We start from the raw sequence: 26,084 nt of genomic DNA, 5'->3' as shown, positions 1-26,084 counted from the left end.
CATGTGACAGGGATCGCATCCGCGCCGCACGAGCACCCACACCAGCGTCCCCGCGCGCCCCGCGGCACGAGGAGACAGCACCCGTCGCCGCGGACGGCGGCGGGCATCCGGACCCGCGAACCGCCCGGTGCCCCTCGTGGTTGGTCCACCGGCAGTTTTGGCGACATAATGTCTCTGTGACGACTGCAACCCATACCCCAGCCAAGCCGGTAGGCGGGTCGATCAACCGACCCAACCTCACCTCAGTGGGCACCATCGTGTGGCTCGCCTCCGAGGTGATGTTCTTCGCCGGCCTCTTTGCCATGTACTTCACCCTGCGCTCCACCGCTCCGGAGCTCTGGGCCGAGGAGTCCGCCAAGCTCAACATCCCGCTCGCCCTCGCCAACACCATCGTCCTGGTGCTGAGCTCGGTGACCTGCCAGTTCGGCGTCTTCGCGGCGGAGCGCCTCCAGCCCCGCCGGGCCGGCGGTGTGTTCGACGTCAAGCGGTGGGGCATGATCGAATGGTTCGCCCTGACCTTCATCATGGGCGCGACCTTCGTGGCGGTGCAGTCCTTCGAGTACGCCGAGCTGGTCGCCCACGGCATCAGCATCCCGGCCAACTCCTACGGCTCCGCCTTCTACATCACCACGGGCTTCCACGCCCTGCACGTGACCGGTGGTCTCATCGCGTTCCTGTTCATCATGGGCCGCGCCTTCGTCGCCAAGCGCTTCGGCCACTTCGAGGCCACCTCGGCGATCGTCGTGTCCTACTACTGGCACTTCGTGGACGTCGTCTGGATCGTGCTGTTCCTCGTGGTCTACTTCCTCCGGTAGACCGCGCCGTCCGGAGGACGCACCAAGCAAACCAACACCGAGTTAAAGGAACGTTTGACGTGAAGGCACTTTCGCAGCAGCGGCGCCACCCTCTGGCCGTCCTGGTACTGATGGTCCTGGCCCTGCTCCTCAGCGGTGGGCTCTACGCAGTCGCCACCACCACCAACGAGGCCAAGGCCCAGACCGAGTCCTACACCGCGCAGGACATCGAGGAGGGCGAGAAGCTGTTCGTCGCGAACTGCTCCACCTGCCACGGCCTCGACGGCGCCGGGACCCCCTCCGGTCCCTCGCTCGTCGGCGTCGGTGCCGCCGCCGTCGACTTCCAGGTCGGCACCGGCCGCATGCCCATGCAGGCGAACGGCCCCCAGGCCGAGCAGAAGGCGGTCCAGTTCAACGACGAGCAGGTCCGCCAGTTCTCCGCCTACGTGGCGACCCTCGGCGCCGGTCCGGGCATCCCCGAGGAGCAGTACCTGGACGTTTCCCAGGGCAATGCCGCCAACGGTGCGAAGGTCTTCCTCGCGAACTGCGCCATGTGCCACAACGCCGCCGGTGCCGGCGGCGCGCTGACCCGCGGCAAGTACGCCCCCTCGGTGATGGACGTCGAGGAGAAGCACATCTACGAGGCCATGCAGACCGGGCCGCAGAACATGCCGGTGTTCAACGACGCGAACATCACCCCCGAGGAGAAGCGCGACGTCATCACCTACCTGAAGACCCTCGAGGACAACCCCAACCCCGGTGGATTCGGGCTCGGCGCCCTCGGCCCGGTGTCGGAGGGCCTGTTCGTCTGGACCATCGGACTCGCCGTCATCATCGGGTTCACCGTCTGGCTCACCTCGCGCTCCGCCTGACGCTCCGTGCCGGCAGCGGATGTCGGACCCCGAAGCTACGATCAACTGCACCAAGAGAAGAATGAGGGACCACATGGGAAGCCACAGTGACGGCACTCCCCACCAGTCGGGAACCGTTGCCACCACGGGCACCACGGCAATGGAGCGTTTCCCCGACCCCGGACTGCCCCCGCACCGCCCGCGCCTGACGGACGTCGACTCGTCGGCCGCCAAGCGCGCCGAACGGCAGGTCGTCCTGCTGTTCCTGCTCTCGATCGTCGGATCGATCCTGTTCTTCGTCGGGTACTTCGGCATCCGCGTCGACGGCCCGATCTACGACGTCACGAACACCGAGCCCACGCGAGCCCTGCAGCTGCAGAACCTGCTGCTCGGCCTGGGCATCGCCCTGGGCATGTTCGGCATCGGCCTCGGCGTCGTCCACTGGGCCCGCACCCTCATGCCGGACCACGAGCTGGTCGAGAACCGGCACGCGGTGCGCACGGAGGAGCAGCGCGCCGAGGCGCAGAGCATCCTGACCACGATCTACGACGAGTCCGGGATCAAGCGCCGGCCGCTGCTGCGCAACACCCTCATCGGTGCGGCCGTGCTCGCTCCCCTGCCGTTCGTCGGACTGCTGCGGGACCTCGGCCCGACGGACCTGGACGTCCTCAAGGAGACCCTGTGGGACGAGGGGATCCGTCTGGTGCGCGATCCCTCCGGCACGCCCATCAAGGCCTCGGACGTCACGCTCGGCTCGACCTTCCACGTGGTCCCCGAGAACCTGAACACCATCGGGCACAACGAGGGCTACCTCGACGAGAAGGCCAAGGCCGTCGTGCTGCTCATGCGCCTCGACCCGGAGTCCGTCAACGTCTCCCCGGAGCGGGCCGACTGGAACGTCGACGGGATCTTCGCCTACTCGAAGGTGTGCACCCACGTCGGCTGCCCGGTCGCGCTCTACGAGCAGCAGACGCACCACCTGCTGTGCCCGTGCCACCAGTCCACGTTCGACCTCACCAACGAGTGCGAGGTCATCTTCGGGCCGGCCGCCCGGCCCCTTCCCCAGCTGCCCATCACTGTGGACGACGAGGGCTACCTCGTGGCCCGCAGCGGTTTCCACGAGCCGGTCGGTCCGACCTACTCGCAGCGCGGTACCCATGTCGAGGAGATGCAGGGTGAGGCGAACTGATGTCCACGTCCACTGATTTCGAGTACAAGCCCCAGACGGGCACCGGCCGGATCGCGAACTTCGTCGACACCCGTGTCGGCATGTCGCCGATCGTCAAGGAGTTCGGCCGGAAGATCTTCCCCGACCACTGGTCCTTCATGTTCGGCGAGGTGGCGCTGTACACCTTCGTCATCCTGTTGCTCTCGGGCACGTTCCTGGCCCTGTGGTTCGAGCCGTCGATGGCGGCCCTGGAGTACGAGGGCTCCTACGTCCCGATGCAGGGCGTCGAGATGTCCGCGGCCTACGCGTCCTCCCTCGACATCTCGTTCGACATCCGCGGCGGTCTCTTCCTGCGCCAGATCCACCACTGGTCCGCGCTGGTCTTCGCCGCCGCCGTGTCCGTGCACATGCTCCGCGTGTTCTTCACCGGTGCCTTCCGGCGGCCGCGCGAGCTGAACTGGCTCGTCGGCGTCGCGCTCTTCCTGCTCGCGATCGTTGCCGGCTTCACCGGCTACTCCCTTCCCGACGACGTGCTCTCCGGCAACGGCCTGCGCATCGCCGACGCGATCCTGAAGGCGATGCCCATCGTGGGCGCGTACCTGTCGATGTTCCTGTTCGGCGGCGAGTTCCCCGGGCACGACATCATCGCGCGCCTCTACATCCTCCATGTGCTCGTGATCCCGGCCATCATCCTGATGCTGATCGTGGTCCACCTGTTCATGGTCGTCGTGCACAAGCACACCCAGTTCCCCGGCCCGGGCCGCACCGAGAACAATGTCGTCGGCTTCCCCGTGGGGCCGATCTACGCGGCGAAGGCCGGCGGGTTCTTCTTCATCGTGTTCGGCATCATGGCGCTCATGGCGGGCACCACGACCATCAATGCGATCTGGAACTACGGCCCGTACGATCCCTCTCCGGTCCAGGCCGGCTCCCAGCCCGACTGGTACATGGGCTTCACCGACGGCGCCGTGCGTCTCATGCCCGGCACCTGGCCCTTCAACTGGGAGTGGACCTTCTGGGGCATGTCGGTCCCGATGAACGTGCTGCTGCCGATGGCGCCCCTCGCGGTGCTGTTCGGTCTGATGTCCGCGTGGCCGTGGATCGAGCGGTGGGTGACGAAGGACGACCGGGAGCACCACATCCTCGACCGACCCCGCAACGCGCCTTTCCGCACCGCCATGGGTGCCGCCGGCGTGACGTTCTACACGATCCAGCTGGTCGCGGCCAGCGGTGACCTCATCGCCACGCACTTCAACCTGGCGGTCAACGACGTCCTGTACTGGCTGCGTGCCCTGTACTTCCTCGGCCCGATCCTGGCCTTCGCGATCACCCGGCGGATCTGCCTGGCGCTGCAGCGCAAGGACCGCGAGATCGTCCTCCACGGTCGTGAGACCGGGCGCGTGCAGCAGCTCCCCCACGGGGAGTACATCGAGGTGCACGAGCCGCTCGACGAGTACAAGCGCTACCGTCTGGTCAACATGCCCGACTACCAGGTGGAGCCGGCGCAGCCGAACGGCAAGGGCAAGATCACGCGCTCCGAGAAGGCGCGCGAGCGGGTCAGCCGGTTCTTCTTCGAGGACCGTGTCGCGCCCGTCACCCCCGCCGAGCTCGAGGCGGCGCACCACCACCACGAGGCCGACGCCCTGACCACGGGTTCCCAGGACCGGGAGCTCGTGCGCTGAGCCGGGATCGAGCCTGACAGGGCCCCGAGAGGAGCAATCCTTTCGGGGCCCTGTCGCATCTGCGTCTCGTTCGCGGCGGAGGAACCCCCCGCACGGGTGCGGTGGACCCGTGCGGGGGCCTCAGCGCCGTTCCGCCAGGGCCGGAAGAACGGGACGAGTACCCCCGGAGGGTCTCGCCTCCCCGGGCCCGCAGAAACGCTCCCAGGGCCTCCGGTCCGGATCCCTCGTCCATGTAAAGGACGACTCCGGGTGGAGTCCTACGCCCTGGACTGGACGCCTCCCGTCGCCGCCCCGCAGCAGGCGTGGGAGGTCGACACCGCGGCGCGCCACGGGCAGAACGAACCGGACGGCTCACGCCCGCCGCCACGACGTCCTCGGCACATGCCTCACGGGCGGCCCACGCCTGCCGTCTTCCGGCGACACCACGCTACCGGACTGCTCGGCACGGAGGGTGGACGACGCACGATTGTCGACCGTCGTTGACACCGCCTCGTTCCCGTATGGACCCGTCCTGCCGTGAGTCCGGGCTCCAGCAGCCTCGTCGGGTCCGCGCCGGGGTCCGCGCTTGTGGTCCGCGGGCTGCGACGGCGCCCGGTCGCTCAGTCGGAGCGGAAGGGGTAGGACGACGGTGCGCACCGGACCGCTGGGTCGAGGGGCCGGGTGCCCATCGCGGTGGGCCGGAGCCGCCGGGCCGGGTGTGAGGACAGGATCGACTCGACCGGCAGGGACAGCCCCGCCGGGCTGCCCGTCGTGGCCGGGCCTGAGCCGGCGGTGGAAGCCTCTCCCCTCGTCGGTCGGCTCGGTGGACGGAGCCGGCTCCTGGTCAGTGGAGACCCGCCCCCGATCCGACCCGGACCCCGGTGCACTACGGGGAAATGCCGTGGCCGGGGGAAGCACAGTGCATCCCACAGGTTCTGGACGGACGGGACGAGCGCGGGAACAGTCCCCTGCCGTGCGCGGGTACGCGAGAGGCCCCGGACACCAAGGGTGTCCGGGGCCTCGTCGAGGAGCAGCGTTCAGCCGCCCGGATCAGTGGGCGTGGTCGCCGCGGGAATGCTCGAAGATCAGGCCCAGCAGGCCGAGTACCGCCACGGGGACGGCCAGTCCGAGGATCCACCAGCCCATGGCCAGCGCGGTGAACGCCAGGGCGCAACCGATGCCGAGCAGGAGGGGCCACCAGCTCCACGGGGAGAAGTGACCGTACTCGCCGGCGGACTCGACGATCTCGCCGTCGAGCTTGTCCTCGGGGAGGACGCCGCCGGTGTTGCGGTCCACGAGCCACAGGTAGACCGCCAGCATGAAGGACATGATGCCCACGGCCAGCAGACCGGGAAAACCCACGAGCTCGTCGAACCGGGTCAGGAAGCCGTAGACAACGCCCGCCAGGAGGCTGAAAGCGCCCAAGAGGAGCATCAGTTTGATGGTCAGTTTCATGCTCAGCCCTTCCGCGTGGCGATGGCGCCGTCGTCGACCGGGGACTGCTGCGGGGACTCCGCGGCCAGCTCCGGGTGGTGCAGGTCCAGTGCCGGCCGCTCGGATCGGATGCGCGGCAGCGAGGTGAAGTTGTGCCGCGGCGGCGGGCAGGACGTGGCCCACTCCAGCGATCCGCCGAAGCCCCAGGGATCGTCGACCTCGACCTTGGTGCCGTTGCGCCAGGTCGTGTACACGTTCCAGAACCACGGGATCATCGACACGCCCAGGAGCATCGCCCCGACCGTGGAGATCTGGTTCATCCAGGTGAAGTTGTCCTCTGGCAGGTAGTCCGCGTAGCGGCGCGGCATGCCGTCCACGCCCAGCCAGTGCTGGATCAGGAAGGTCATGTGGAAGCCGAGGAACAACAGCCAGAAGTGGATCTTGCCGATCCGCTCGTTGAGCATGTAGCCGGTGAATTTCGGCCACCAGAAGTAGAACCCGGCGAACATCCCGAACACCACCGTGCCGAAGATCACGTAGTGGAAGTGGGCGACCACGAAGTACGAGTCCGAGACGTGGAAGTCCAGCGGCGGGGTGGCCAGGATCACGCCGGTGAGGCCGCCGAACAGGAACGTGAACATGAAGCCCAGGACCCACAGCATGGGGGTCTCGAAGGTGATCGAGCCCTGCCACATCGTGCCGATCCAGTTGAAGAACTTCACCCCGGTGGGCACCGCGATCATCATCGTCATGAACGCGAAGAAGCTCAGCATCACGGCACCAGTGACGTACATGTGGTGGGCCCACACGGTCACGGACAGCGACGCGATGGCGATCGTGGCGAAGACCAGGCCCTTGTAGCCGAACAGCGGCTTGCGGGAGAAGACCGGGATGATCTCGGACACGATGCCGAAGAACGGCAGGGCCAGGATGTACACCTCGGGGTGGCCGAAGAACCAGAACAGGTGTTGCCACAGCACCGCCCCCCCGTTGGCCGGGTCGAAGATGTGCCCGCCCAGCGTGCGGTCCATGCCCAGCGCGAACAGCGCGGCCGCCAGCGGCGGGAACGCCATGATCACGAGCAACGAGGTGATGAGCACGTTCCAGGTGAAGAGACCCATCCGCCACACGGTCATGCCCGGGGCGCGCATCGCAATGATGGTGGTGATGAAATTGACACCGCCCATGATGGTGCCGAAGCCGGACAGCGCCAGGCCGAACACCCACAGGTCTCCGCCCACACCGGGCGTGAACGAGGCGTTGCTCAGTGGGGTGTAGGCCGTCCAGCCGAATGAGGCCGCACCCTGCGGGGTGAGGAAGCCGGCGGTCGCGATCAGCGAACCGAACAGGAAGAACCAGAACGCCAGGGCGTTCAGTCGCGGGAACGCGACGTCGGGGGCGCCGATCTGCAGCGGGACGATGACGTTGGCGAAGCCGACGAACAGCGGGGTGCCGAACATCAGCAGCATCAGCGTGCCGTGCATCGTGAACAGCTGGTTGTACTGCTCCTTGGTCTCCAGGATCTGCATGCCCGGCTGGAAGAGCTCGGCGCGGATCAGCAGTGCCATGACACCGGCGACGCAGAAGAAGGCGAAGGAGGAGATCAGGTACATGTACCCGATCGTCTTGTGGTCGGTGGACGTGATCCAGCTGACGACCATCCGTCCCTTGGAGCGGGGCACCACGCGCGGAGCGACCGTGGCTGCCTCGTCCCGTGAATACTCGAGTGTGGACACCGGTACTCCTTAGTTGTTAAAAGATTCTTGCTGCTGGTCGTCCGCGCCCGGGTAGGAGTCGCGGCTGTACTCCTCGCCCAGGGCCCCGGTCTGGCCGGCGTCGCGCAAGGACTGGATGTGGGCGTCGTACTCGGCCTGGCTGACCACGTTGACGTTGAACAGCATCTCGGAGTGGTACTCGCCGCAGAACTCGGCGCACTTGCCGAAGTACTCGCCCTCGCGGCCCGTGGTGATGCTGATGTTGTTGGTGCGTCCCGGGAACATGTCCCGCTTCTCGAGGAAGGCGGGGACCCAGAAGGAGTGGATGACGTCGCGGGAGGTGACCTGCAGCTCGACGCTGCTGTCGACGGGCAGGTACAGGGTGGCCACCCGCTCGGGGACGCCCTCCTCGCCGTCCAGGTGGCCCTGGATGCCGGTGTCCCAGACGTCGTCGCTCAGGTAATTGAAGTCCCAGGCCCACTGCTTGCCGTAGACCTGGACGGTCACGTCCGGGTTGTCCTCCACGGCGACGATGTCGGCCTGCGTCCGCTCGGTGAAGAAGAACAAGGACATGATCAGGGCGATCGGGACGATCGTGTAGAAGACCTCGAGGGGGGCGTGGTACGCGACCTGGCGCGGATAGCCGGTCTCGTACTTGCGCCGGCGGTAGGCGATCATGCACCAGAGCATGAGGCCCCAGGTCACCAAGCCCACGGCGAGGGCCGCGATCCAGGAGCCGATCCACAGGTCGAGGATCATGTCGGCGTTGTCGGTGGTGCCACGCTCGGTGGGCATCCAGCCGAGCTTCGCCTCTTCCGAGCAACCCGTCAGCGCGGTTGCTGCCAGGACTGCTACCGCAGACACCTTCGCCGTGCGGCGCCGGAGGCTGTCGGTTCGTGTGTGCGAACTCACAGACGGCCCTTCCTTGTCTTCTCGTGCTCGTCGTCTGCGCGCCGAAGGCCCCGATTCGAAGAGCCCGGACACAGTCAGGTGGAATGTTTCCCTTCGAGCTTACCCCGTGTCGCTGACATCTGGTGACACAGTGTCAGCTTCCGCGCGGCGCTCGGAGAGCCCTCCGGGAGCGGTCTGCGGGTGCCCTCCGGAAGGCAGAGAGGCCCGCCGTCCGGACGGACGGCGGGCCTCTCCGAGGAGAGCGGGCGGACTCAGTGGAAGGAGTCGCCGCAGGCGCAGGATCCTCCCGCGTTGGGGTTGTCGATCGAGAACCCCTGCTTGGAGATCGTGTCCTCGAAGTCGACGGTCGAGCCCTCGAGGTAGGGCACGCTCATCTTGTCCACGACGACCTCGACGCCGCCGAAGTCCCGCACGGAGTCCCCGTCCAGGATGCGCTCGTCGAAGTACAGCTGGTAGATGAGGCCGGAGCAGCCGCCGGGCTGCACCGCCACGCGCAGCCGGAGGTCGGTGCGGCCCTCCTGCTCGAGCAGGGCGCGGACCTTCTGGGACGCGACCTCGGTCAGTTCGACGCCGTGGGTGGGCAGGCCGTCCACTGCGGCGCCGTTCTCGGTCGAGACGCTCATGATGCTCACTTTCTGTGGAGGGGTGCCGCACGGGGTCGGGCCGGCGGCGGGTCTGTCACGGGCACAACGGATGGGCGTCCGGGTTCATTCCCGAGGCCGCGGCGTGGAACGCGCGGTGTCGTCGAGGGCGAGCAGCATGAGCGTCTCCGCGACCACCGCGCGCTCGAACTCGGCCAGGTGGAGGGACTCGTTGGCGCTGTGCGCGCGGGAGTCGGGGTCCTCGACGCCCGTGATGAGGATGCCGGCGTCCGGATAGACCTCCATGAGGTCCGCGGTGAAGGGGATGGAGCCGCCGATCCCCGTCTCCACTGCGGGCCGGCCCCACGACTCCCCCAGAGCCCACCGGGCGATCCGGGCGGCCTCCGAGCCCATGTCGGTGCGGAAGGACTGGCCCGTCTCCTCGAGTTCGAAGCGCACGTGCGCCCCGAACGGCGCGTGCTCCTCGATGTGGCGCCGGAGCGCCTCCGCAGCCTCGGCGGGGTCCTGCCCGGGCGCCGTGCGCAGGCTCAGCTTCACCCGGGCCGAGGGGGCGATGGTGTTGGAGGCGATGTCCACGGGCGTGACGTCCATGCCGGTGACGGACAGGGCCGGCTGCGTCCAGAGCCGGGAGGCGATCGAGCCGCGGCCGGCCAGCCGGACGCCGTCCCGGACCGCGGCGTCGGCGCGGAACCGCTGCTCGTCGTAGACCAGGTCGGTGCGGTCCTCGGCGAGCAGCCCCTCGACCGCGACGGCGCCGTCGTCGTCGTGCAGGGTGGCGATGAGGCGGGCGAGCAGCGTGGGAGCGTCCAGGACCGGTCCGCCGTACATGCCCGAGTGGACGGCGTGCTCGAGCACGGACAGCTCCACGACGGCGCCGACCATGCCGCGCAGACTCGTGGTCAGGGCGGGCACGCCGACCTCCCAGTTGGAGGAGTCCGCGATCACGATGACGTCGGCGGCCAGCCGGTCCCGGTGGGCCCCCAGGAAGTCCCGGAAGGACGGGGAGCCGGCCTCCTCCTCCCCCTCCGCGAAGACGGTCACGCCGAGGCCGAAACCGTCCCCGCGGAGGGCGGTCGCGGCGCGCAGGGCGCCGACGTGGGCCATGATCCCGGCCTTGTCGTCGGCCGCGCCCCGCCCGTAGAGGCGGCCGTCGCGCTCCTCGGCGGCGAACGGCTCCGAGTCCCACAGCTCGCGCCGGCCCGGGGGCTGGACGTCGTGGTGGGCGTAGAGGAGCACGGTGGGATGTCCGGGCGCGGGCCGGCGGTGGGCCACGACGGCGGGGTGGCCCGGCCCGTCCCCGAGGGGCACGCGAAGGATCTCCACCTCGCCCAGTCCGGCCTCCGAGAGGACGCCGGCCACGGCCACCGCGCTGCGCTCGAGCTGCGCGGCGTCGAACGACTCCCAGGCGATGCCCGGGATCGCGACCAGCTCGACGAGCTGCTCGAGGGTCCGCGGCAGGTCCTCGCGCACGGCCGCGCGCACGGCGTCGACGGGAACGGGAACGGTCGGGGCACAGGGCTCGGTCATGGCACCCACCCTATGTCCGGGGCCCGGCGGGGACCGGCAGGTCCGTCGGCTATCCTTGACGGGTGTTTGGACGCAAGAAGGAAGCAGACCGCGCAGGGTCCACGTCGGTGACCGCTGCGCCCGCCCCCACGGAACCGTCGGCCGCCCCCCGGCAGACCCCGGGCAAGGGCCGGCCCACGCCCAGCCGCCGGCAGCAGGAGGCGGCCCGGCGCCGGCCCCTGGTCCCGGAGGACCGCAAGGCCGCGAAGGCGCAGTCCCGTGACGCCGCGCGCGAGCAGCGGGTGCGCGCGCAGGCGGGCATGGCTGCCGGGGACGAGCGGTTCCTCGGGCCGCGGGACCGCGGTCCGCAGCGCCGGTTCGCGCGGGACTGGGTGGACTCGCGGATCAACGTCGGCGAGTACCTCATGGTCGTGGCGCTGCTCGCGCTCGTCATCCTGTTCTTCCCCGTCCAGGAGGTGGCCACCTACGGCGTGTACCTCATCTGGGCGCTGATGATCGTGGGCATCGTGGACGCCGTGCTGTCGACGGCCCGGATGAAGAAGGCGATGCAGGCGAAGTTCGGGACCGCGGAGCGGGGCGTGCGCTGGTACGCCGCGATGCGCTCCTTCACGATGCGCCGTCTCCGTCTGCCCAAGCCCCGGGTCGCGCGGGGTGAGCGCCCCTCCTGAGCCCCGCAGGACCCGGCCCGCGTCCGCCACGGACGCCGGGCCCGGCCCCGGCAGCACTGCCCCCGGACCCAGTGGTCCGGGGGCAGTGCTGTTCCCGCTCCGTGGCGGCCGTCAGCGCAGGGCCCGCCCTGCCCGGGCCAGGTCCTGGTTGATGCGGCGCGCCCAGAAGGGGCCCTCGTAGAGGAAAGCGGTGTAGCCCTGCACGAGCGTGGCACCGGCGTCGAGCCGCTCCCGGACGTCCTCGGCCGTGGTCACACCGCCCACGGAGACCAGGGTGAGCCGGTCCCCCACGCGCTCGCGCAGCAGCCGCAGCACCTCGAGGGAGCGCCGCCGCAGCGGGGCGCCGGAGAGCCCGCCGGCGCCGTGGGCCTCGATCTCGGCGGGGTCGGAGACCAGCCCCAGTCCCTCCCGGGCGACGGTCGTGTTGGTGGCCACGATGCCGTCCAGGCCGAGATCGAGGGCCAGGTCCGCGACGGCCAGCACGTCCTCGTCCGACAGGTCGGGGGCGATCTTCACGAGCAGGGGGACGTGCCGGGCCGCGGACTCGTCGGCCGTGCGGCCCACCGCGCTCAGCAGCGGCCGCAGGCTCTCGATCTCCTGCAGCTGGCGCAGCCCCGGGGTGTTGGGCGAGGACACGTTGACCACGAGGTAGTCCGCCAGCGGGGCGAGGGTCCGGGCGCTCTGCAGGTAGTCGTCCACCGCGTCATCCAGCGGCACCGCCTTGGTCTTGCCGATGTTGACGCCGAGCACGGGACGGGCGCGGCCGCGGTGGTCCGCCTCGAGCTCCCGGCGCGCCTGTGCGAGGCGCGGGGCCACGGTCGCCGCCCCCTCGTTGTTGAAGCCCATCCGGTTGATCACGGCCCGGTCCCGGACGAGCCGGAAGAGGCGGGGCCGGGGATTGCCCGGCTGCGCCTGGGCGGTGACGGTGCCGATCTCGACGTGGCCGAAGCCGAGGTCGGTGAGGGCGCCGATCCCTTCGCCGCCCTTGTCGAACCCCGCCGCCAGCCCGAACGGGGACGGGAACCGCAGTCCCAGCGCCTCCACCCCGAGCGCGGGATCGGGCCGGGTGTACACCCGCAGCGCCGTGCTGATCCTTGCGGCCCGCGCCGCCCGGATCCCGAGGAAGCCGACCTGGTGGGCCTTCTCGGGGTCCATCCGGGAGAAGACGGCCGTGAAGAACGTAGGGTAGAAGCGCATGGCCCCAGTCTTCCACAGGGCACTCCTCCGGCCGGGCGGTCGCGGAGGGGCTTCCGGGCCGGCGCCCCGACGGACCGCCCGCGAGGTGAGGGCATGGGCGCTCCCCCGGACCCGTGGGTTCCCGACGTGCTGGGACCGGGCTTCAGCGCGCGGACCGTGGACCTGGACCCCGGCTCCGCGCCCCACTCCACCGCCACGGTGGTCCGCTACCGGCCGGGGGACGTGCCGCCTGCGCGGGGCGGCCTGCGCGGAGCCGTGCTGTACCTGCACGGCTGGTCGGACTACTTCTTCAACGCCGAGCTGGCCCGGACGTGCGCGGCCGCGGGATACGCGTTCTACGCCCTGGACCTGCACGGCTACGGCCGGAACCTCACCGACGAGGTGCTCGCCGTGGAGAACGGCCGCCCGGGGCACACCACGGACCTCGCGGACTACGACGACGACATCGCCGCCGCGCTCGACGTGCTCGCCGAGGACGGTCTTCCCGGTCCCCGCGGGCGGCTCGTGCTCATGGGTCACTCCACCGGAGGCCTCACCGCGGCGATGTGGGCCTCACGGCACCCCGGCCGGCTCGACGGCCTGGCGCTCAACGCCCCCTGGATCGGCAGCCACGGCTCGGACGCCGTGGGCGCCGCCCTGCGCCCCCTGGTGGCCCGGCTCGCCGAGCAGCGCCCGGACCACCCGGTGCGGGCCCGGCTGCGCAGCCACTACTACCGGGTGATCAGCGAGCACGCCGAGGGCGAATGGCCGATCGACTCCCGCTGGCGCCCCGAGACCAGCTTCGACATCACCCCGGGCTGGCTCAACGCTGTCCTTCAGGCTCAGGGTGAGGTCGCGAAGGGGTTGGACCTTCACCTTCCGGTACTGGTGCAGACCTCGGCCCGCTCGTGCATCCGCCCGTGGTGGACGGAGCAGATGCGTTCGGCCGACACCGTGCTGGACGTCCGGCAGATCCGCCGGCACGCGTCCGACCTGGGCACCGACGTGACGCTGCGCTCCTACGAGGGCGCCGTCCACGACGTCCACCTCTCCCGGAAGGCCGTGCGGCGGGCCGCGCAGCGGGATCTCGCGGCCTGGCTGCGGGGCCTGCCGCGGCGCCGGTCTCAGGCGGAGGCGCCGGGACCGGCCACGCGGTCGACGGCCCCGCCGTACCGCCGGTCCCGCCGCGCGTAGACCTCGACGGCTTCCCACAGGGTGCGGCGGTCGACGTCCGGCCAGAGGACGTCCTGGAAGACGAGCTCGGCGTAGGCGGACTGCCAGAGGAGGAAGTTCGAGATCCGCTGCTCCCCGGAGGAGCGCAGGAAGAGGTCGACGTCCGGCAGGTCCGGCTCGTCGAGGTAGCGCTGGACGGTCTTCTCGTCGATGCTGCGCGGGTTCAGGGTGCCCGCGCGGGCGTCGGCCGCCATGGCCGCCGCGGCGTCGGCGATCTCGGCCCGTCCCCCGTAGTTCACGCACATGGTGAGGGTGACGACGTCGTTGTCGCGGGTGGCCCGCTCCGCCTCCTCCAGGCGGTTGATGACGGATCGCCACAGGCGGGGCTTGCGCCCGGCCCACCGGATCCGGATGCCCCACTCCTGGAAGGTGGGCAGCTGGCGCTCCATGACGTCGGCGGTGTAGTTCATCAGGAAGGTCACCTCGTCCAGGGAGCGCTTCCAGTTCTCGGTGGAGAAGGCGTAGGCGCTGACGTACGGGATGCCCATCTCGATGGCGCCGGCCATCACCTCGATCAGGGCCGCCTCCCCCGCCTTGTGGCCCTCGTTGCGCGCCAGGCCGCGCTGGTTCGCCCACCGCCCGTTCCCGTCCATGACCACGGCCACGTGCCGGGGCACGAACGGCCGCGGGATCGGCGGGGCGCAGGCGCCGCTGGGATGAGCGGGCGGGGCGGCAAAGCCGGGCATGGTCAGCTCCGTTCCACGAGGTTCAGGGACCGGACGGCCCTCTCCAGGTGCCACTGTACGTAGGTGGCCACGATGCCGGCGGCGGCCCGGGACGTGCGGGGCTCCACCGCGTCGATCCGCTCCCACGCCCCGGTGAGCAGCGCGGAGAGGTGCTCGACGGTCGCGGGATCGGGAGCGGCGGCCCCGGGCGGGCGACAGGTGGCGCAGACGGCGCCGCCGAGCGGGGCCGAGAACGCCTCGTGCGGCCCGGGGGCGCCGCACCGGGCGCAGTCGGTGAAGCTCGGGGCCCACCCGGCCGTCGACACGGCGCGCAGCAGGTAGGAGTCCAGGACCGCCCCCGGTTCGTGCAGCCCGCGGGCCAGGGCGGACAGGGCGCCCACGAGCAGCCGGTACTGCTGAGCCGCGGACTCGTCGTCGTTCTCCGTGAACTTCTCCGCGGCCTCGGTCATGGCGGCGGCGGCGGTGTACTTGGCGTAGTCCGCGGCGATGACCGACCCGTAGCCGCGCTTGCCCAGCGCCTGGGAGACGATGTCGAGGTTGCGGCCGGTGACGAGCTGCAGCTCGGCCACGTTGAAGGGCTCGAGCCGGGAGCCGAAGCGGGAGGTCGTGCGCCGCACGCCCTTGGCGACGGCCCGCACCTGCCCGTGGTCCCGGGTCAGGAGCACGACGATGCGGTCGGCCTCGCCGAGCTTGTAGGTGCGCAGCACGACGGCGTCGTCCCGGTAGCTGCGTGATGCGAACGTCGTCCTGGCCACCGGCCCATTGTCCCACGCCGGGCGGACGGCTCAGGCGGTCGGCGCAGCCGGACGTGCGCCCCGGGACGACGACGGCGGGCCGCCCCTGTGCCGGGGTGGCCCGCCGCCGCGCAGCTCCGCCGGGCGCTCAGTCCTGGGCGTCCCGCACGGCCCGGTTCACCGCCGAGACGACGGCCTTCAGGGAGGCGCGGGTGGTGTTCGCGTCGATGCCGACGCCCCACAGGACCCGGTCCCCCACGGCGGCCTCGACGTAGCTCGCGGCCTGGGCGTCGCCGCCGGCCGACAGGGCGTGCTCGCTGTAGTCGAGCACGCGCACGTCGACGCCCTCGGACGCGAAGATCGCCAGCAGCGCCTCGATGGGACCGTTGCCCTGCGCCGTCCGGTGGTGCTGGACGCCGTCGACGTCCAGGCCGATCTCGAGGGTGCTCTCCCCGTCCTCCTCGGAGGTCGTGGTGATGTTGGTGATCCGGTACCGGCCCCAGCGCCCGGCGTCCCCGTCCTGGACGGTGGGCAGGTACTCGTCCGCGAACACCTTCCACAGCTCCGCGCCGGAGACCTCGCCGCCGGAGGTGTCGGTGTGCTCCTGCACCACCCGGGAGAACTCGATCTGCGCGCGCCGCGGCAGGTCCAGCCCGTGCTCGTTGGCGAGCAGGTAGGCGACCCCGCCCTTGCCGGACTGCGAGTTCACGCGGATGACGGCCTCGTAGGTGCGGCCCAGGTCCTTGGGGTCGATGGGCAGGTAGGGCACGGCCCACACCAGCTCGTCGACGCTCCGGCCCTGTTCCTGCGCGTCCCGGGCCATCCGGTCGAAGCCCTTCTTGATGGCGTCCTGGTGGGAGCCGGAGAAGGCCGTGAACACGAGGTCCCCGCCGTAGGGCGCCCGCTCGGGGACGGGCAGCTGGTTGCAGTACTCCACGGTCCGGCGGATGTCGTCGATGTCGGAGAAGTCGATCTGCGGGTCCACGCCCTGGGTCAGCAGGTTCAGGCCCAGGGTCACGAGGTCCACGTTGCCGGTCCGCTCACCGTTTCCGAACAGGCAGCCCTCGATGCGGTCGGCGCCGGCCAGGTAGCCCAGCTCGGCCGCGGCCACTCCGGTGCCGCGGTCGTTGTGCGGGTGCAGGGACAGCACGGTGGCGTCCCGGTTGTAGAGGTTGCGGCACATCCACTCGATGGAGTCGGCGTAGACGTTGGGGGTCGCCATCTCGACGGTGGCGGGCAGGTTGAGGATCATCTCCCGGTCCCCGCCGATCTCGAAGGTCTCGGCCACGGCGTTGGCGATCCGCGCGGCGAACTCGAGCTCCGTGCCGGTGTAGGACTCCGGGGAGTACTCGTAGGTCACGGAGGTGTTCTTCAGCTGCTCCTCGTACTTCAGGCACAGCCGCGCCCCGGTGAGGGCGATGTCCACGATCCCGTCCATGTCCTGGTCGAACACCACGCGCCGCTGCAGCGTGGAGGTCGCGTTGTAGAGATGCACGATCGCCTTGTCGGCGCCGTCGATGGCCTCGTAGGTGCGCTCGATGAGGTGCTCGCGGGACTGCGTCAGGACCTGGATGGTGACGTCGTCCGGGATGCGGTCCTCCTCGATGAGCCGGCGCACGAAGTCGAAGTCGGTCTGGGAGGCCGAGGGGAACCCGACCTCGATCTCCTTGTAGCCCATCCGCACCAGCAGCTCGAACATCTTGAGCTTGCGGTCGGAGTTCATGGGGTCGATCAGCGCCTGGTTGCCGTCGCGCAGGTCCACGGCGCACCAGCGGGGGGCCTCGGTGATGACCCGGTCCGGCCAGGTGCGGTCGGCGAGGTCGAAGGGGAACTGCTGCTGGTACGGGACGTACTTGTGGATCGGCATGCCGGAGGGCTGCTGGTAGTTGCGCATGGGAGGGACCTGTTCTGCTCGAGACGTCTGCGGGGGGCCGGGCATGAGAAACTCCGCAACGGGAGGCCGGCCATTCGTCGACGGGTCAGGCCCCGTTGCGGCACGTAAGGAGGAGGAGCGTCCCGGTCCGCATGTGTCCAACCTATCACGGGGCGTCCGGCGCGCCGGGTCGCGTTCTCACCAGTCACCGGCCGCCTGCTGGCAGGTGTACTGCTCGGCGGTCTGCCCGTTGAGCTCCCCGGGCAGCGACGGGCCGAGCTCGAGACGGTCCCCCTCCCGGAAATCCTGGCCCACCGAGACGAACACCCCCACGACGTCCGTGGCGGGCACGATCTGCGAGGAGGGGACGCCGAGCAGCTCGGCGACCTCGATGGCCGCCCCGTACCAGCCCGCGCCGAAGAAGACCTGCGTGCCCGGCAGCTCGGTGGCCTGTGGGCCGGACTCGACGGCGGTGTAGCCCTCCTCCTCGAGCACGTCGGCGATGTCCGCGTCCCGCCCGTCGACGCCGGAGACGTTCGCGACCGTGAGCGGGACCGTGGCCGGGTCGACGCTCGGGACCGCGGCGTCGGGCGACGGGCTCGCCGAGGAGGACGGGGCGCCGGTCGGCTCCGCGGACGGCGAGGTGAGCGGCCGGTCCTCGCGCAGGGCCTCGAAGAGGTGCTCGGCCGGCTCCTCGTCGAGCTGGAGCCGGTTGGGGTCCAGCACGGAGGGCTCGGTGGGCGCCGTCACGAAGACCATGCTGCCGAGGTCGATCCCCCGGACGGCCGTGCCGAGGCCCACCACCGTCGGGACGGAGCTCAGCCCCTCGTCGACGTGCAGGTTGCGCGTGGCCACGTCGGCGATCTCGTACAGCTTCGGCAGGTCCCACAGCGTGCCCTCGTCCTTGATCTTGCGAGCCAGGGACGCGAGGAACGACTGCTGCGACCGGATCCGGCTCGTGTCCCCGCCGTCGCCGAAGGCGGCACGGCTGCGCAGGAACGCCAGGGCCTGCTCGCCCTCCACGGAGGACACGCCGGCGGGCAGCTCCAGCCCCGACTTCGGGTCGTCGACGGCGTCGTTGACGCACACCTCGACGCCTCCCACGGTCGAGGAGAGCTCCTTGACGGCGTTGAAGTCGGCGAGCATGAAGTGGTCGATCTTGAGGCCGGTCATCTCGTTGACGGTCGCGACCGTGCATCCGGGACCGCCGTTGGCGATCGCCGAGTTCAGCATCGCGTCCTCCTCCGCCGGGTGGACCTCGCCGGACTCGGGGTCCGTGCAGCGCGGGATGTCGGCGACCAGGTCGCGCGGCAGGGACACCACGGTCACGCCGCTGCGGTCCTCGCTCACGTGCACCAGCATCATGACGTCGGTCAGGCCGGCCCCCGCGCTGTCCTCGTCGTCGCCGTACCGGTCGTTGCCCTCGCCGTCGCGGGTGTCCGTGCCCATCACGAGGATGTCCAGCGGACCGGACTCGGGCCCGGTCCCGTCGCCCAGGTCGAGCGGGGAGGTGTCCAGGTTGGACTGCAGCCGCCAGGTCGCGGCCACGCCGGCCCCGAGGACCGCGAGCAGGACGACGACCAGCGCGACGGCGGCCCAGCGCTTCCGGGACCATCGGGGGGCGCGGTGGCGTCCGTGGGCGTCGGGGGGCGTTGAGGACACGGTGACTCTCTCCTGGCAGGCTCCCGGGCACGGGGCACGGGGTCGGGGGGACGGCGCCCGGCCGGGGCGCCGGGTGTCATGCTAGTCGCCCGCCCCGGGGCTCGGGGCGGGCGACGCGGCGGGGGCGGGCGCGTTCGGGGCGCCCGCGGCTCAGAAGCCCAGGCGGGAGAGCTGCTTGGGGTCGCGCTGCCACTCCTTGGCGATCTTCACGTGCAGGTCGAGGTAGACCTTCGTGCCCAGCAGCGCCTCGATGGCGGTCCGGGACCGGGTGCCGATCTCGCGCAGCCGCGCGCCGCCCTTGCCGATGATGATGGCCTTTTGCGACGACCGCTCGACGTAGACGTTGACGCGCACGTCCAGCAGCGGGCGGTCCGCGGGGCGGCCCTCGCGGGGCACCATCTCCTCGACCACGACCGCGAGGGAGTGCGGCAGCTCGTCCCGCACCCCTTCCAGGGCGGCCTCCCGGACGAGCTCGGCGACCATCGTCATCTCGGGCTCGTCGGTCAGCTCGCCGTCCGGGTACAGGGCCGGGGACTCCGGCATCCTGTCGATGAGCAGGCCGGCGAGGGCCTCGACCTGGAAGCCGTCCACGGCGGAGACGGGGATGACGTCGGCCCAGCCCGGGTCGTCGGAGTCCGGACGGGGCGCGTGCGCGGCCGTGGCGCGGTGGCGGGGCTTGCGGGCGGCCCGTTCGGCGCGCTCGGCGCGGACCCGGTGCTCGGCCTCCATGACGGAGCGGCCCAGCTCGGTGACCGCCAGCAGCTGCTCGGCGAGCTCGGCGCGGGAGACGGTGTCCGTCTTCGTGACGATCGCCACGACCGGCTTGTTCCCGGAGGCCGCGAGCTGCTGGGCGATGAACCGGTCCCCGGGACCGATCTTCTCGTCGGCGGGCACGCAGAAGCCGATGACGTCGACCTCGGCGAGGGTGTCGGCCACGAGGTCGTTGAGCCGCTCGCCGAGCAGCGTCCGCGGCCGGTGCAGGCCCGGGGTGTCCACGAGCACGAGCTGGCCCTCGGGCCGGTGCACGATGCCCCGGATGGTGTGCCGCGTGGTCTGCGGCCGGCTGGAGGTGATCGCGACCTTCTGCCCGACCAGGGCGTTGGTGAGCGTGGACTTCCCGGCGTTGGGGCGGCCGACCAGCACGGCGAACCCCGCGCGGAACGGGACGGGCTCCCCGGCGGCGGGCTCGCCCGCTCCGGCGGGAACGGCGGGTGTGGGCTCAGACATGGTGGTGGGACTCCTCCTCGGACTCCTGGGCGGCGGGCTCCACGGCCGTGGAGCCCGGGGGGACCCAGTCGGGGTCCCGTCGGACCTCGAGCTGGCCCACCCGGTTGCGCCGTCCCTCCAGGGTGACGGCCTCGAGGACGATGCCCTCGACGGTGGCGCGGGAGCCCACGATGGGCACCCGGCCGATGGACTTGGCGAGCAGCCCGCCGGCCGTGTCCACCTCGTCGTCCTCGAGGTCGACGCCGAACAGGTCGCCCAGGTCCTCGACGCCGAGCCGGGCGGAGACGCGGTAGCGGCCGTCGCCGACCTCGGCGACCTCGGGCTTCTCCCGGTCGTACTCGTCGACGATCTCCCCGAGCAGCTCCTCGATGAGGTCCTCCAGGGTCACGAGCCCGGCGGTGCCGCCGTACTCGTCGACGACGATCGCCACGTGGATCGACTCGAGCTGCATCTCGCGCAGCAGCTCGTTGACCTTCTTCGACTCGGGCACGTAGCGGACCTCCCGGGCGAGCTCGGACAGCCCGGCGAGCCGCAGCCCGGTGCCCAGGCGGTGCACCCGCTCCGCGAGGTCCTTCTGGTACAGGATGCCGAGGACGTCGTCGGCGCTCTCCCCGATCACCGGGATGCGGGAGTAGCCGGACCGGAAGAAGAGGTTCAGGGCGTTGTCCACGGTGTCGTCGTCGTCGACGGAGACCATGTCGGTGCGGGGCACCATGACGGCCCGGACGTTGGTGTCGTCCAGGTCGAAGACCGAGTGCAGCAGCTCCGCCTCGTTGTCCTCGATGAGGGCCTGGCCCGTGGAGCGGTCCACGAACTCGAGCAGCTCCTCCTCGGTCAGGTAGCCGGGGGCGGTGCGCTCCGGGTCCCGGGCGACCGACGAGCCCAGGCGCACGAGCATCCCGGGGACCGGCCCGAGCACGATGCGCAGCACGCGCACGAGGCCGGCGGTGGCCCGGACGGTGCCGGCGGCGTTGCTGCGCCCGACCTGGCGGGGCGAGACCCCGGTGAGGACGAAGCCGACGGCGGCCATCACCACGGTGGCCAGGAGCCCGGCGAGCCATACGTCGTCGAGGCCGTCGAACATCGCGAGGGCGACCGCCACGGCGGAGGCCGTCTCGAACCAGACGCTCCAGAAGCGCAGGGCCTGCAGGTGGGCCGTGGGCGTCGCCAGGATCCTCGCGGCGGAGGAGTCGGGGGCGTCCCGGGCGATGGCCTCGGCGTCCGCGCGGGGCAGGTAGGTGAGGCCGGTCTCGGCGGCCGTGAGGACGAAGGCCGTGCCCAGGAACACGATCGCCGCGACGACGAGGACCGCGGTGGTCATCATGGGGCGCTACTCCATGGTCTCGACCGGCGCGGGGCGGCCGAGGAAGTCGGTGAGCAGGTCCCGCTGGAGAGCGAACATGACCTGCCGCTCCCCGGGCTCGGCGTGGTCGTGCCCCAGCAGGTGCAGGAGGCCGTGGGTGGTGAGCAGGCACAGCTCGTCCGCGACGGAGTGCCCGGCGGCCTCGGCCTGCCGGCGGGCTACCGGGGGGCACAGCACGATGTCGCCCAGCGTGCCCTCCGCGGGCTCCTCCGGGGTCCCCGGGCGCAGCTCGTCCATGGGGAAGGACAGGACGTCCGTGGGACCGGGCAGGTCCATCCACTCGACGTGCAGGCGCGCCATCTCGTCCTCGTCGACCACCGCGATCGACAGCTCCGCGTCGGGGTGGACGTGCAGGCGCGCCAGGACGTGGTCCGCGAGCCGGCCCAGCAGCTCGACGTCGACCGCGTCGTAGGCCGCGCGCTCCCCGGCGGGGACGTCCTGCGGGTCGACCTGCAGGTCGAACTCGACGGCCATCAGGCCTCCGCCCCGTCCGCGTCCGGAGCCGACGGCGCGGCGTCGCGGGCGGCACGGGCGTCGTCCTTGCGCCGGCGCCGCTCGTTGCGGTGCCGGTTGGTCGTGTCGAAGGCGTCGTAGGCGCTGACGATCCGGCTGACCAGCTCGTGGCGCACGACGTCCTCCGCGGTCATCTCCGTGAACGCGACGTCCTGGACGCCGCCGAGCACGTGCTGGACCTGGCGCAGGCCGGAGGCCGCGCTCCCCGGCAGGTCCACCTGGGTGACGTCGCCGGTGACGACCATCTTGGAGCCGAAGCCGAGCCGGGTGAGGAACATCTTCATCTGCTCGGGCGTGGTGTTCTGCGCCTCGTCGAGGATGATGAACGCGTCGTTGAGGGTCCGGCCGCGCATGTAGGCGAGGGGGGCGACCTCGATGGTGCCCGCCTCCATGAGGCGGGGGATCGAGTCCGGGTCCATCATGTCGTGCAGCGCGTCGTAGAGCGGTCGCAGGTACGGGTCGATCTTCTCGCTGAGCGTGCCGGGCAGGAAGCCGAGCCGCTCCCCCGCCTCCACGGCCGGGCGCGTGAGGATGATCCGGGACACCTCCTTGGCCTGCAGCGCCTGGACCGCCTTGGCCATGGCGAGATAGGTCTTGCCCGTGCCGGCGGGACCGATGCCGAAGACCACGGTGTGCTCGTCGATGGCGTCGACGTAGGTCTTCTGATGGAGGGTCTTCGGGCGGATCTTGCGGCCGCGGCTGGAGAGGATGTTCTGGGTCAGGGCACCGCTGGGACGGGCGGTGAGGTCCCGGCCGATCAGCTCGAGCAGCTGGGTGATGACCTGGGGGGTGACCGCGGTCTCGCGGCCGGCCAGGACCTTCAGCTCGTCGAAGAGGGTGGCGACGATCTGCACGGGGCCGCTCGGGCCCTCGATCCCGAGCTCGAGACCCCGCGGGCTGGTCGTGAGGCCCGGGAACGCCGTCTCCACCTGGCGCAGGGTGTCGTCCCCGGAGCCGAGGCACCGGACCATCGTCTCGCGGTCGGGGAAGGTGATGACGGTGCGGGCCGTCAGGGGGTGCGTGGTGCCGGGCAGCGTCTCAGTCATGGGTCCGGCCGCGCGGGCCGTGCTCTCGCTCTCTCGTGGGTCGCCGGGGAAGGGGCGGCGGACGGGACTCGTCCTCCCTCCAGGGTACCGCGCGGCTCCGGGGCCGGCGGTCGCCGGGCGCACATTCCGATTTGGTATCGGTCACGGCCCCCGGGGCTCCTCGGCTGGGGACGCCCCGGCCGCTGTGCTGGAATGGTCCGGTCCTCCGGCAGGGGGACAGGTGCGGCCTCCCCCGGTGCCGGCACCGCCCCCCCGTCCGATCCCGGAAAGCCGAGGTGCGCGTCCCCCGATGGCCACTGCCCGTTCCCGGCCCGAGCCCGCCCGCGGCCGGTTCCCCGTGCTCGCGCTGACCGCCGTGGGCGTCCTCGTCCTCGGCGCGTGCGGCACCGGTCCGGAGCCCGCCCTCGACGGCACGGTCACCACGCCGGGCACGGCGCCGGCCTCGTCGACCACGGCCAGCACCGCCGACGGCCGGGTGGCCACCACGAAGCTTCCCGTCTACTGGGTGGGCCGCGCGGACGGGGAGGAGCGGCTGTTCCGGGAGTTCCGGGACGCCTCCGAGGCGGGCGCGGCCGTGGACCCCATCGCGGCGGCGGCGGCGCTGATGACCGGGGCGACCCCCGAGGACCCGGACTACCGGACCCTGTGGTCCCCGGTGGACCGGGTCGGCGCCTCGACGGCCCCCGGAGGGACCATCACCGTGGACCTGCCGTCCGAAGCCTTCCGCCCGGACCTGGACGACCGTGAGGGGCGGCTGGCCCTCCAGCAGCTCGCGCACACGGTGACCGCCACGGCGGCCACGGCTGGGCTGCTGCCCGAGGGCTCGGAGACCGAGGTGGTGGTGCTCGTGGACGGCCGGCCCGACGAGAAGGTCTTCGGGTCCGTGCGCCTCGACGGCCCCCTCCGGCCCGACGAGGGGATGACGGCGCCGATCTGGCTCGACGAACCGCGGCAGGACGAGCGGTCCGAGGGGACCCTGGCCCTCTCGGGACGGGCACTGGACGGCGTCCGGGGCTGCCGGTGGACCGTGGCCGGACCGGACGGGCAGCGCGTCTCCAGCGGTGCGGCGGCCGTGGTCCCGCGGGGCGACGGGACCGTCGGGTTCCGGGCCGAGCTCGAGCTGGAGCCGGGCGAGTACGTGGTGACGGTCGTCGGCCGGGACGCCGAGGGCGGGACCGTGCGCGACGACAAGGACGTGGAGGTCCTCGCCGGCTGAACCGGCCGAAGCGGCTGAACCGGCCGCGCCGAGCTCAGCGGGACCCGGAGGCCCAGCGGCCGAGGGCGGCGCTGAGCACCGCCAGCGCGGCCGGGCCGGCCGTGGAGCTGCGCAGCACCTCCGGGCCGAGCCGCACGGCGCCGGCCCCCGCTCCGGCCAGGGCCTCGAGCTCCGCGGGCGCGATGCCCCCCTCGGGACCCACGACCAGGACGATCCGCTCGGCGCCCGCCCAGGGAGCCCCGGCGGCGCCCGGCAGTTCCGCGAGGGAGTCGCGCGCCTCCTCGTGCAGGACCAGGCCCCGGGTCCCCGGCTCCCCGAGCAGGCGGGCGAGCTCGCGGGTGGTGCACAGGGGCAGCACCTCGGGCCAGGCCGCCCGCCGGGACTGCTTCGCGGCGGCCGCGACGGTGTGCACCCACTTCTCGTGGCTCTTGGCGGCGCGCTCCTTCTTCCACCGCACGATCGAGCGGTCGGCCTGCCAGGGCACCACGGCGTCGACGCCCAGCTCGGTGGCCGTCTCCACGGCCAGCAGGTCCCGCTCGCCCTTCGCGAGGGCCTGGGCGAGGACGAGCCGGGGGGTGCGGGCGGGATCGGTGGTCACCGAGACGACGCCGACCTCCATGCTGTCCCGGTCCCCCGTGCGCAGCTCCCCGGTGGCCCGGGTCCCCGCGCCGTCGACAAGCTCGAGGAGCTCACCGGGCGCGAGACGGCGCACGGTGACGGCGTGCCGGGCCTCCGGGCCGGTGACGGTGATCGCCGCCCCGGGGCCGAGGCCGGTGAGCCGGCCCGGCTCGACCTTGAACACCGGCCGGCTCACAGGTCGGAGAACCTGTCCTTGAGCCGGGAGAAGAAGCCGCCGGAGCCGGCCGGGGAGTTCAGGGTGGTGCCGGTGGACTGGTCCTCGCCGCGCAGCCGGGACAGCTGCTCGAGCAGCTCGCGCTGCTCGTCGTCGAGGGCCGTGGGGGTCTCGACCTCGAGGTGGACGAACAGCTCGCCCCGGCCGCCGCCGCGCAGCCGGGTGGCCCCGAGCTCGTGCAGGGTCACGGTGTGGCCGGTCTGCGTGCCGGGGCCCACGGGCACCTCGCGCTCGCCGTCGAAGGTCTCGAGGGTCACGGTGGTGCCGAGGGCCGCGGAGGTCATGGGCACCCGGACGCGGGCGTGCAGGTCGTCGCCCTGGCGCTCGAACGTGGGGTCGGGGTCGACCTTGAGCTCGACGTAGAGGTCGCCGTTCGGTCCGCCGGCGGTGCCGGCCTCGCCCTGCCCCGAGAGGCGGATGCGGTTGCCGGTCGAGACGCCGGCGGGGATCTTGACGGTCAGCGGGCGGCGGTCGCGCACGCGGCCCTCGCCGTAGCACTCGTGGCACGGGTGCTTGATGACGGTGCCGAAACCCTGGCAGGTGGCGCACGGCGCCGCCGTGACCACGGTGCCGAGGATCGACTGGACCTGGCGCTGCACCTGGCCGGATCCGTGGCAGACGTCGCAGGTCTCGGGCTGGGTGCCCGCCTGGCAGCAGGTGCCGTCGCAGGTGGGGCAGACCACGGCCGTGTCCACCGTGATCTTCTTCTCCGTGCCGAAGACAGCGTCCCTGAGGGAGACCCGGACGTTGATCAGGGCGTCCTGGCCCTGGCGCGTGCGGGACGCGGGGCCGCGCCGGCCGGAGCCGGCGCCGCCGGCGCCCTGGAAGAACGTGTCGAAGATGTCGGCGAAGCCGAAGCCCGTGCCGGGGAACCCTCCGCCGAAGCCGGTGTCGGTGCCGTTCTCGTTGCCGGTCGCGTCGTAGACGCGCCGCTTCTCCGGGTCGGAGAGGACGTCGTTGGCGTGGGAGAGGCGCTTGAAGTCCTCGGCGGCCTCGGGGCCGGAGTTGACGTCGGGGTGCAGCCGGCGGGCCTTCTTGCGGTAGGCCTTCTTGATCTCTTCCTGGCTGGCATCCCGGGACACGCCCAGGGTCTCGTAGTGATCGCTCACCGTGGTCCGTTCTGTCGAGAGGTCTGTGGTGGGTTTCGCTGGAGGGCCCCGGGGAACGGGG

The 26,084-nt window shown here is 71.5% G+C and carries 23 protein-coding genes; 7 read left to right on the top strand and 16 right to left on the bottom strand.

The genetic code is table 11. The features are described from left to right. Window positions 1-176: 176 nt before the first annotated feature. The 4 genes from ctaE to qcrB all read left to right on the top strand — a co-directional run bounded on the left by ctaE (window position 177) and on the right by qcrB (window position 4,495). Complete coding sequence (ctaE, locus tag ACFYE3_RS04920; RefSeq protein WP_387606606.1) at window positions 177-815, top strand: aa3-type cytochrome oxidase subunit III; 639 nt, start codon at window positions 177-179, stop codon at window positions 813-815. Window positions 816-874: 59 nt separating this feature from the next. Further along, the gene (gene qcrC, locus ACFYE3_RS04915) at window positions 875-1,666 is read left to right on the top strand and encodes a cytochrome bc1 complex diheme cytochrome c subunit (RefSeq protein ID WP_387606604.1); all 792 of its coding nucleotides are present in this window, start codon (window positions 875-877) and stop codon (window positions 1,664-1,666) included. A gap of 73 nt (window positions 1,667-1,739) precedes the next feature. After that, window positions 1,740-2,834: a cytochrome bc1 complex Rieske iron-sulfur subunit gene (gene qcrA / locus ACFYE3_RS04910; RefSeq protein WP_387606601.1), complete on the top strand. Its 1,095-nt coding sequence runs from the start codon at window positions 1,740-1,742 to the stop codon at window positions 2,832-2,834. Next, complete coding sequence (gene qcrB, locus ACFYE3_RS04905) at window positions 2,834-4,495, top strand: cytochrome bc1 complex cytochrome b subunit (RefSeq protein WP_387606599.1); 1,662 nt, start codon at window positions 2,834-2,836, stop codon at window positions 4,493-4,495. Before qcrA ends, qcrB begins: the two co-directional genes overlap by 1 nt. 1,029 nt (window positions 4,496-5,524) lie before the next feature. Here the strand turns inward: qcrB and ACFYE3_RS04900 are convergent. From ACFYE3_RS04900 to ACFYE3_RS04880, 5 genes are all read right to left on the bottom strand, one after another. Continuing rightward, on the bottom strand, window positions 5,525-5,929 hold the full coding sequence (locus tag ACFYE3_RS04900; RefSeq protein WP_368831039.1) for a cytochrome c oxidase subunit 4: 405 nt from the start codon (window positions 5,927-5,929) through the stop codon (window positions 5,525-5,527). 2 nt (window positions 5,930-5,931) lie between these two features. After that, on the bottom strand, window positions 5,932-7,644 hold the full coding sequence (gene ctaD / locus ACFYE3_RS04895) for an aa3-type cytochrome oxidase subunit I (protein WP_387606596.1): 1,713 nt from the start codon (window positions 7,642-7,644) through the stop codon (window positions 5,932-5,934). A 9-nt stretch (window positions 7,645-7,653) separates the two neighbouring features. Then, window positions 7,654-8,535, bottom strand: coding sequence for an aa3-type cytochrome oxidase subunit II (ctaC, locus tag ACFYE3_RS04890; protein ID WP_387606594.1), 882 nt, complete (start codon window positions 8,533-8,535; stop codon window positions 7,654-7,656). A 251-nt stretch (window positions 8,536-8,786) separates the two neighbouring features. Continuing rightward, complete coding sequence (locus ACFYE3_RS04885; protein WP_368831036.1) at window positions 8,787-9,158, bottom strand: HesB/IscA family protein; 372 nt, start codon at window positions 9,156-9,158, stop codon at window positions 8,787-8,789. A gap of 84 nt (window positions 9,159-9,242) precedes the next feature. After that, on the bottom strand, window positions 9,243-10,664 hold the full coding sequence (locus tag ACFYE3_RS04880; protein ID WP_387606592.1) for a dipeptidase: 1,422 nt from the start codon (window positions 10,662-10,664) through the stop codon (window positions 9,243-9,245). Window positions 10,665-10,771: 107 nt separating this feature from the next. Here ACFYE3_RS04880 and ACFYE3_RS04875 point away from each other — a divergent pair, with 107 nt between their 5' ends. After that, window positions 10,772-11,332, top strand: coding sequence for a DUF3043 domain-containing protein (locus ACFYE3_RS04875; RefSeq protein WP_387606589.1), 561 nt, complete (start codon window positions 10,772-10,774; stop codon window positions 11,330-11,332). Window positions 11,333-11,443: 111 nt separating this feature from the next. Here ACFYE3_RS04875 and ACFYE3_RS04870 read toward each other — a convergent pair whose 3' ends face one another. Then, a complete protein-coding gene (locus ACFYE3_RS04870; protein WP_387606587.1) occupies window positions 11,444-12,529 on the bottom strand; it encodes a quinone-dependent dihydroorotate dehydrogenase in 1,086 nt (361 codons plus the stop codon). 93 nt (window positions 12,530-12,622) lie between these two features. Between ACFYE3_RS04870 and ACFYE3_RS04865 the strand changes: the two genes are divergently transcribed. After that, window positions 12,623-13,702, top strand: a complete 1,080-nt coding sequence (locus ACFYE3_RS04865; RefSeq protein WP_387606584.1) for an alpha/beta hydrolase — start codon at window positions 12,623-12,625, stop codon at window positions 13,700-13,702. Here the strand turns inward: ACFYE3_RS04865 and ACFYE3_RS04860 are convergent. The 8 genes from ACFYE3_RS04860 to ACFYE3_RS04825 form a co-directional block, all read right to left on the bottom strand. Next, window positions 13,633-14,427 carry an isoprenyl transferase gene (locus ACFYE3_RS04860; RefSeq protein ID WP_387606582.1) on the bottom strand — a complete coding sequence of 265 codons (795 nt, stop codon included), beginning with the start codon at window positions 14,425-14,427 and terminating at the stop codon, window positions 13,633-13,635. The genes ACFYE3_RS04865 and ACFYE3_RS04860 overlap by 70 nt on opposite strands. A 2-nt stretch (window positions 14,428-14,429) precedes the next feature. Beyond that, window positions 14,430-15,182, bottom strand: a complete 753-nt coding sequence (gene recO / locus ACFYE3_RS04855) for a DNA repair protein RecO (protein ID WP_387606579.1) — start codon at window positions 15,180-15,182, stop codon at window positions 14,430-14,432. 127 nt (window positions 15,183-15,309) lie between these two features. Then, window positions 15,310-17,055 (bottom strand): 2-isopropylmalate synthase, encoded by a 1,746-nt coding sequence (leuA, locus tag ACFYE3_RS04850; RefSeq protein ID WP_387606578.1) that lies wholly within the window; start codon window positions 17,053-17,055, stop codon window positions 15,310-15,312. Window positions 17,056-17,232: 177 nt separating this feature from the next. Further along, entirely contained in the window at window positions 17,233-18,696 is a 1,464-nt protein-coding gene (locus ACFYE3_RS04845) for an LCP family protein (protein WP_387606576.1), read from the bottom strand. Window positions 18,697-18,846: 150 nt separating this feature from the next. Beyond that, a complete protein-coding gene (locus tag ACFYE3_RS04840) occupies window positions 18,847-19,923 on the bottom strand; it encodes a GTPase Era (protein ID WP_387606573.1) in 1,077 nt (358 codons plus the stop codon). Continuing rightward, window positions 19,916-21,244: a hemolysin family protein gene (locus tag ACFYE3_RS04835; RefSeq protein WP_387606994.1), complete on the bottom strand. Its 1,329-nt coding sequence runs from the start codon at window positions 21,242-21,244 to the stop codon at window positions 19,916-19,918. The genes ACFYE3_RS04840 and ACFYE3_RS04835 overlap by 8 nt, the downstream gene beginning before the upstream one ends. 9 nt (window positions 21,245-21,253) lie before the next feature. After that, a complete protein-coding gene (gene ybeY / locus ACFYE3_RS04830; protein ID WP_387606571.1) occupies window positions 21,254-21,760 on the bottom strand; it encodes an rRNA maturation RNase YbeY in 507 nt (168 codons plus the stop codon). Further along, on the bottom strand, window positions 21,760-22,845 hold the full coding sequence (locus ACFYE3_RS04825) for a PhoH family protein (RefSeq protein WP_387606568.1): 1,086 nt from the start codon (window positions 22,843-22,845) through the stop codon (window positions 21,760-21,762). The genes ybeY and ACFYE3_RS04825 overlap by 1 nt, the downstream gene beginning before the upstream one ends. Before the next feature lie 289 nt (window positions 22,846-23,134). Here ACFYE3_RS04825 and ACFYE3_RS04820 point away from each other — a divergent pair, with 289 nt between their 5' ends. Then, the gene (locus ACFYE3_RS04820) at window positions 23,135-24,061 is read left to right on the top strand and encodes a GerMN domain-containing protein (RefSeq protein WP_387606566.1); all 927 of its coding nucleotides are present in this window, start codon (window positions 23,135-23,137) and stop codon (window positions 24,059-24,061) included. Between the two features lie 34 nt (window positions 24,062-24,095). Here the strand turns inward: ACFYE3_RS04820 and ACFYE3_RS04815 are convergent, their stop codons facing one another. Next, the gene (locus ACFYE3_RS04815) at window positions 24,096-24,875 is read right to left on the bottom strand and encodes a 16S rRNA (uracil(1498)-N(3))-methyltransferase (protein ID WP_387606564.1); all 780 of its coding nucleotides are present in this window, start codon (window positions 24,873-24,875) and stop codon (window positions 24,096-24,098) included. After that, complete coding sequence (gene dnaJ / locus ACFYE3_RS04810; RefSeq protein ID WP_387606561.1) at window positions 24,872-26,023, bottom strand: molecular chaperone DnaJ; 1,152 nt, start codon at window positions 26,021-26,023, stop codon at window positions 24,872-24,874. The genes ACFYE3_RS04815 and dnaJ overlap by 4 nt, the downstream gene beginning before the upstream one ends. Between the last annotated feature and the right edge of the window lie 61 nt (window positions 26,024-26,084).

It is taken from the genome of Kocuria arenosa, from assembly GCF_042879215.1.
Taxonomy (GTDB): Bacteria; Actinomycetota; Actinomycetes; order Actinomycetales; family Micrococcaceae; genus Kocuria; species Kocuria arenosa.
The sequence above is the reverse complement of the archived record's forward strand: the minus strand, read 5'-3'. Positions and strand labels throughout refer to the sequence as shown.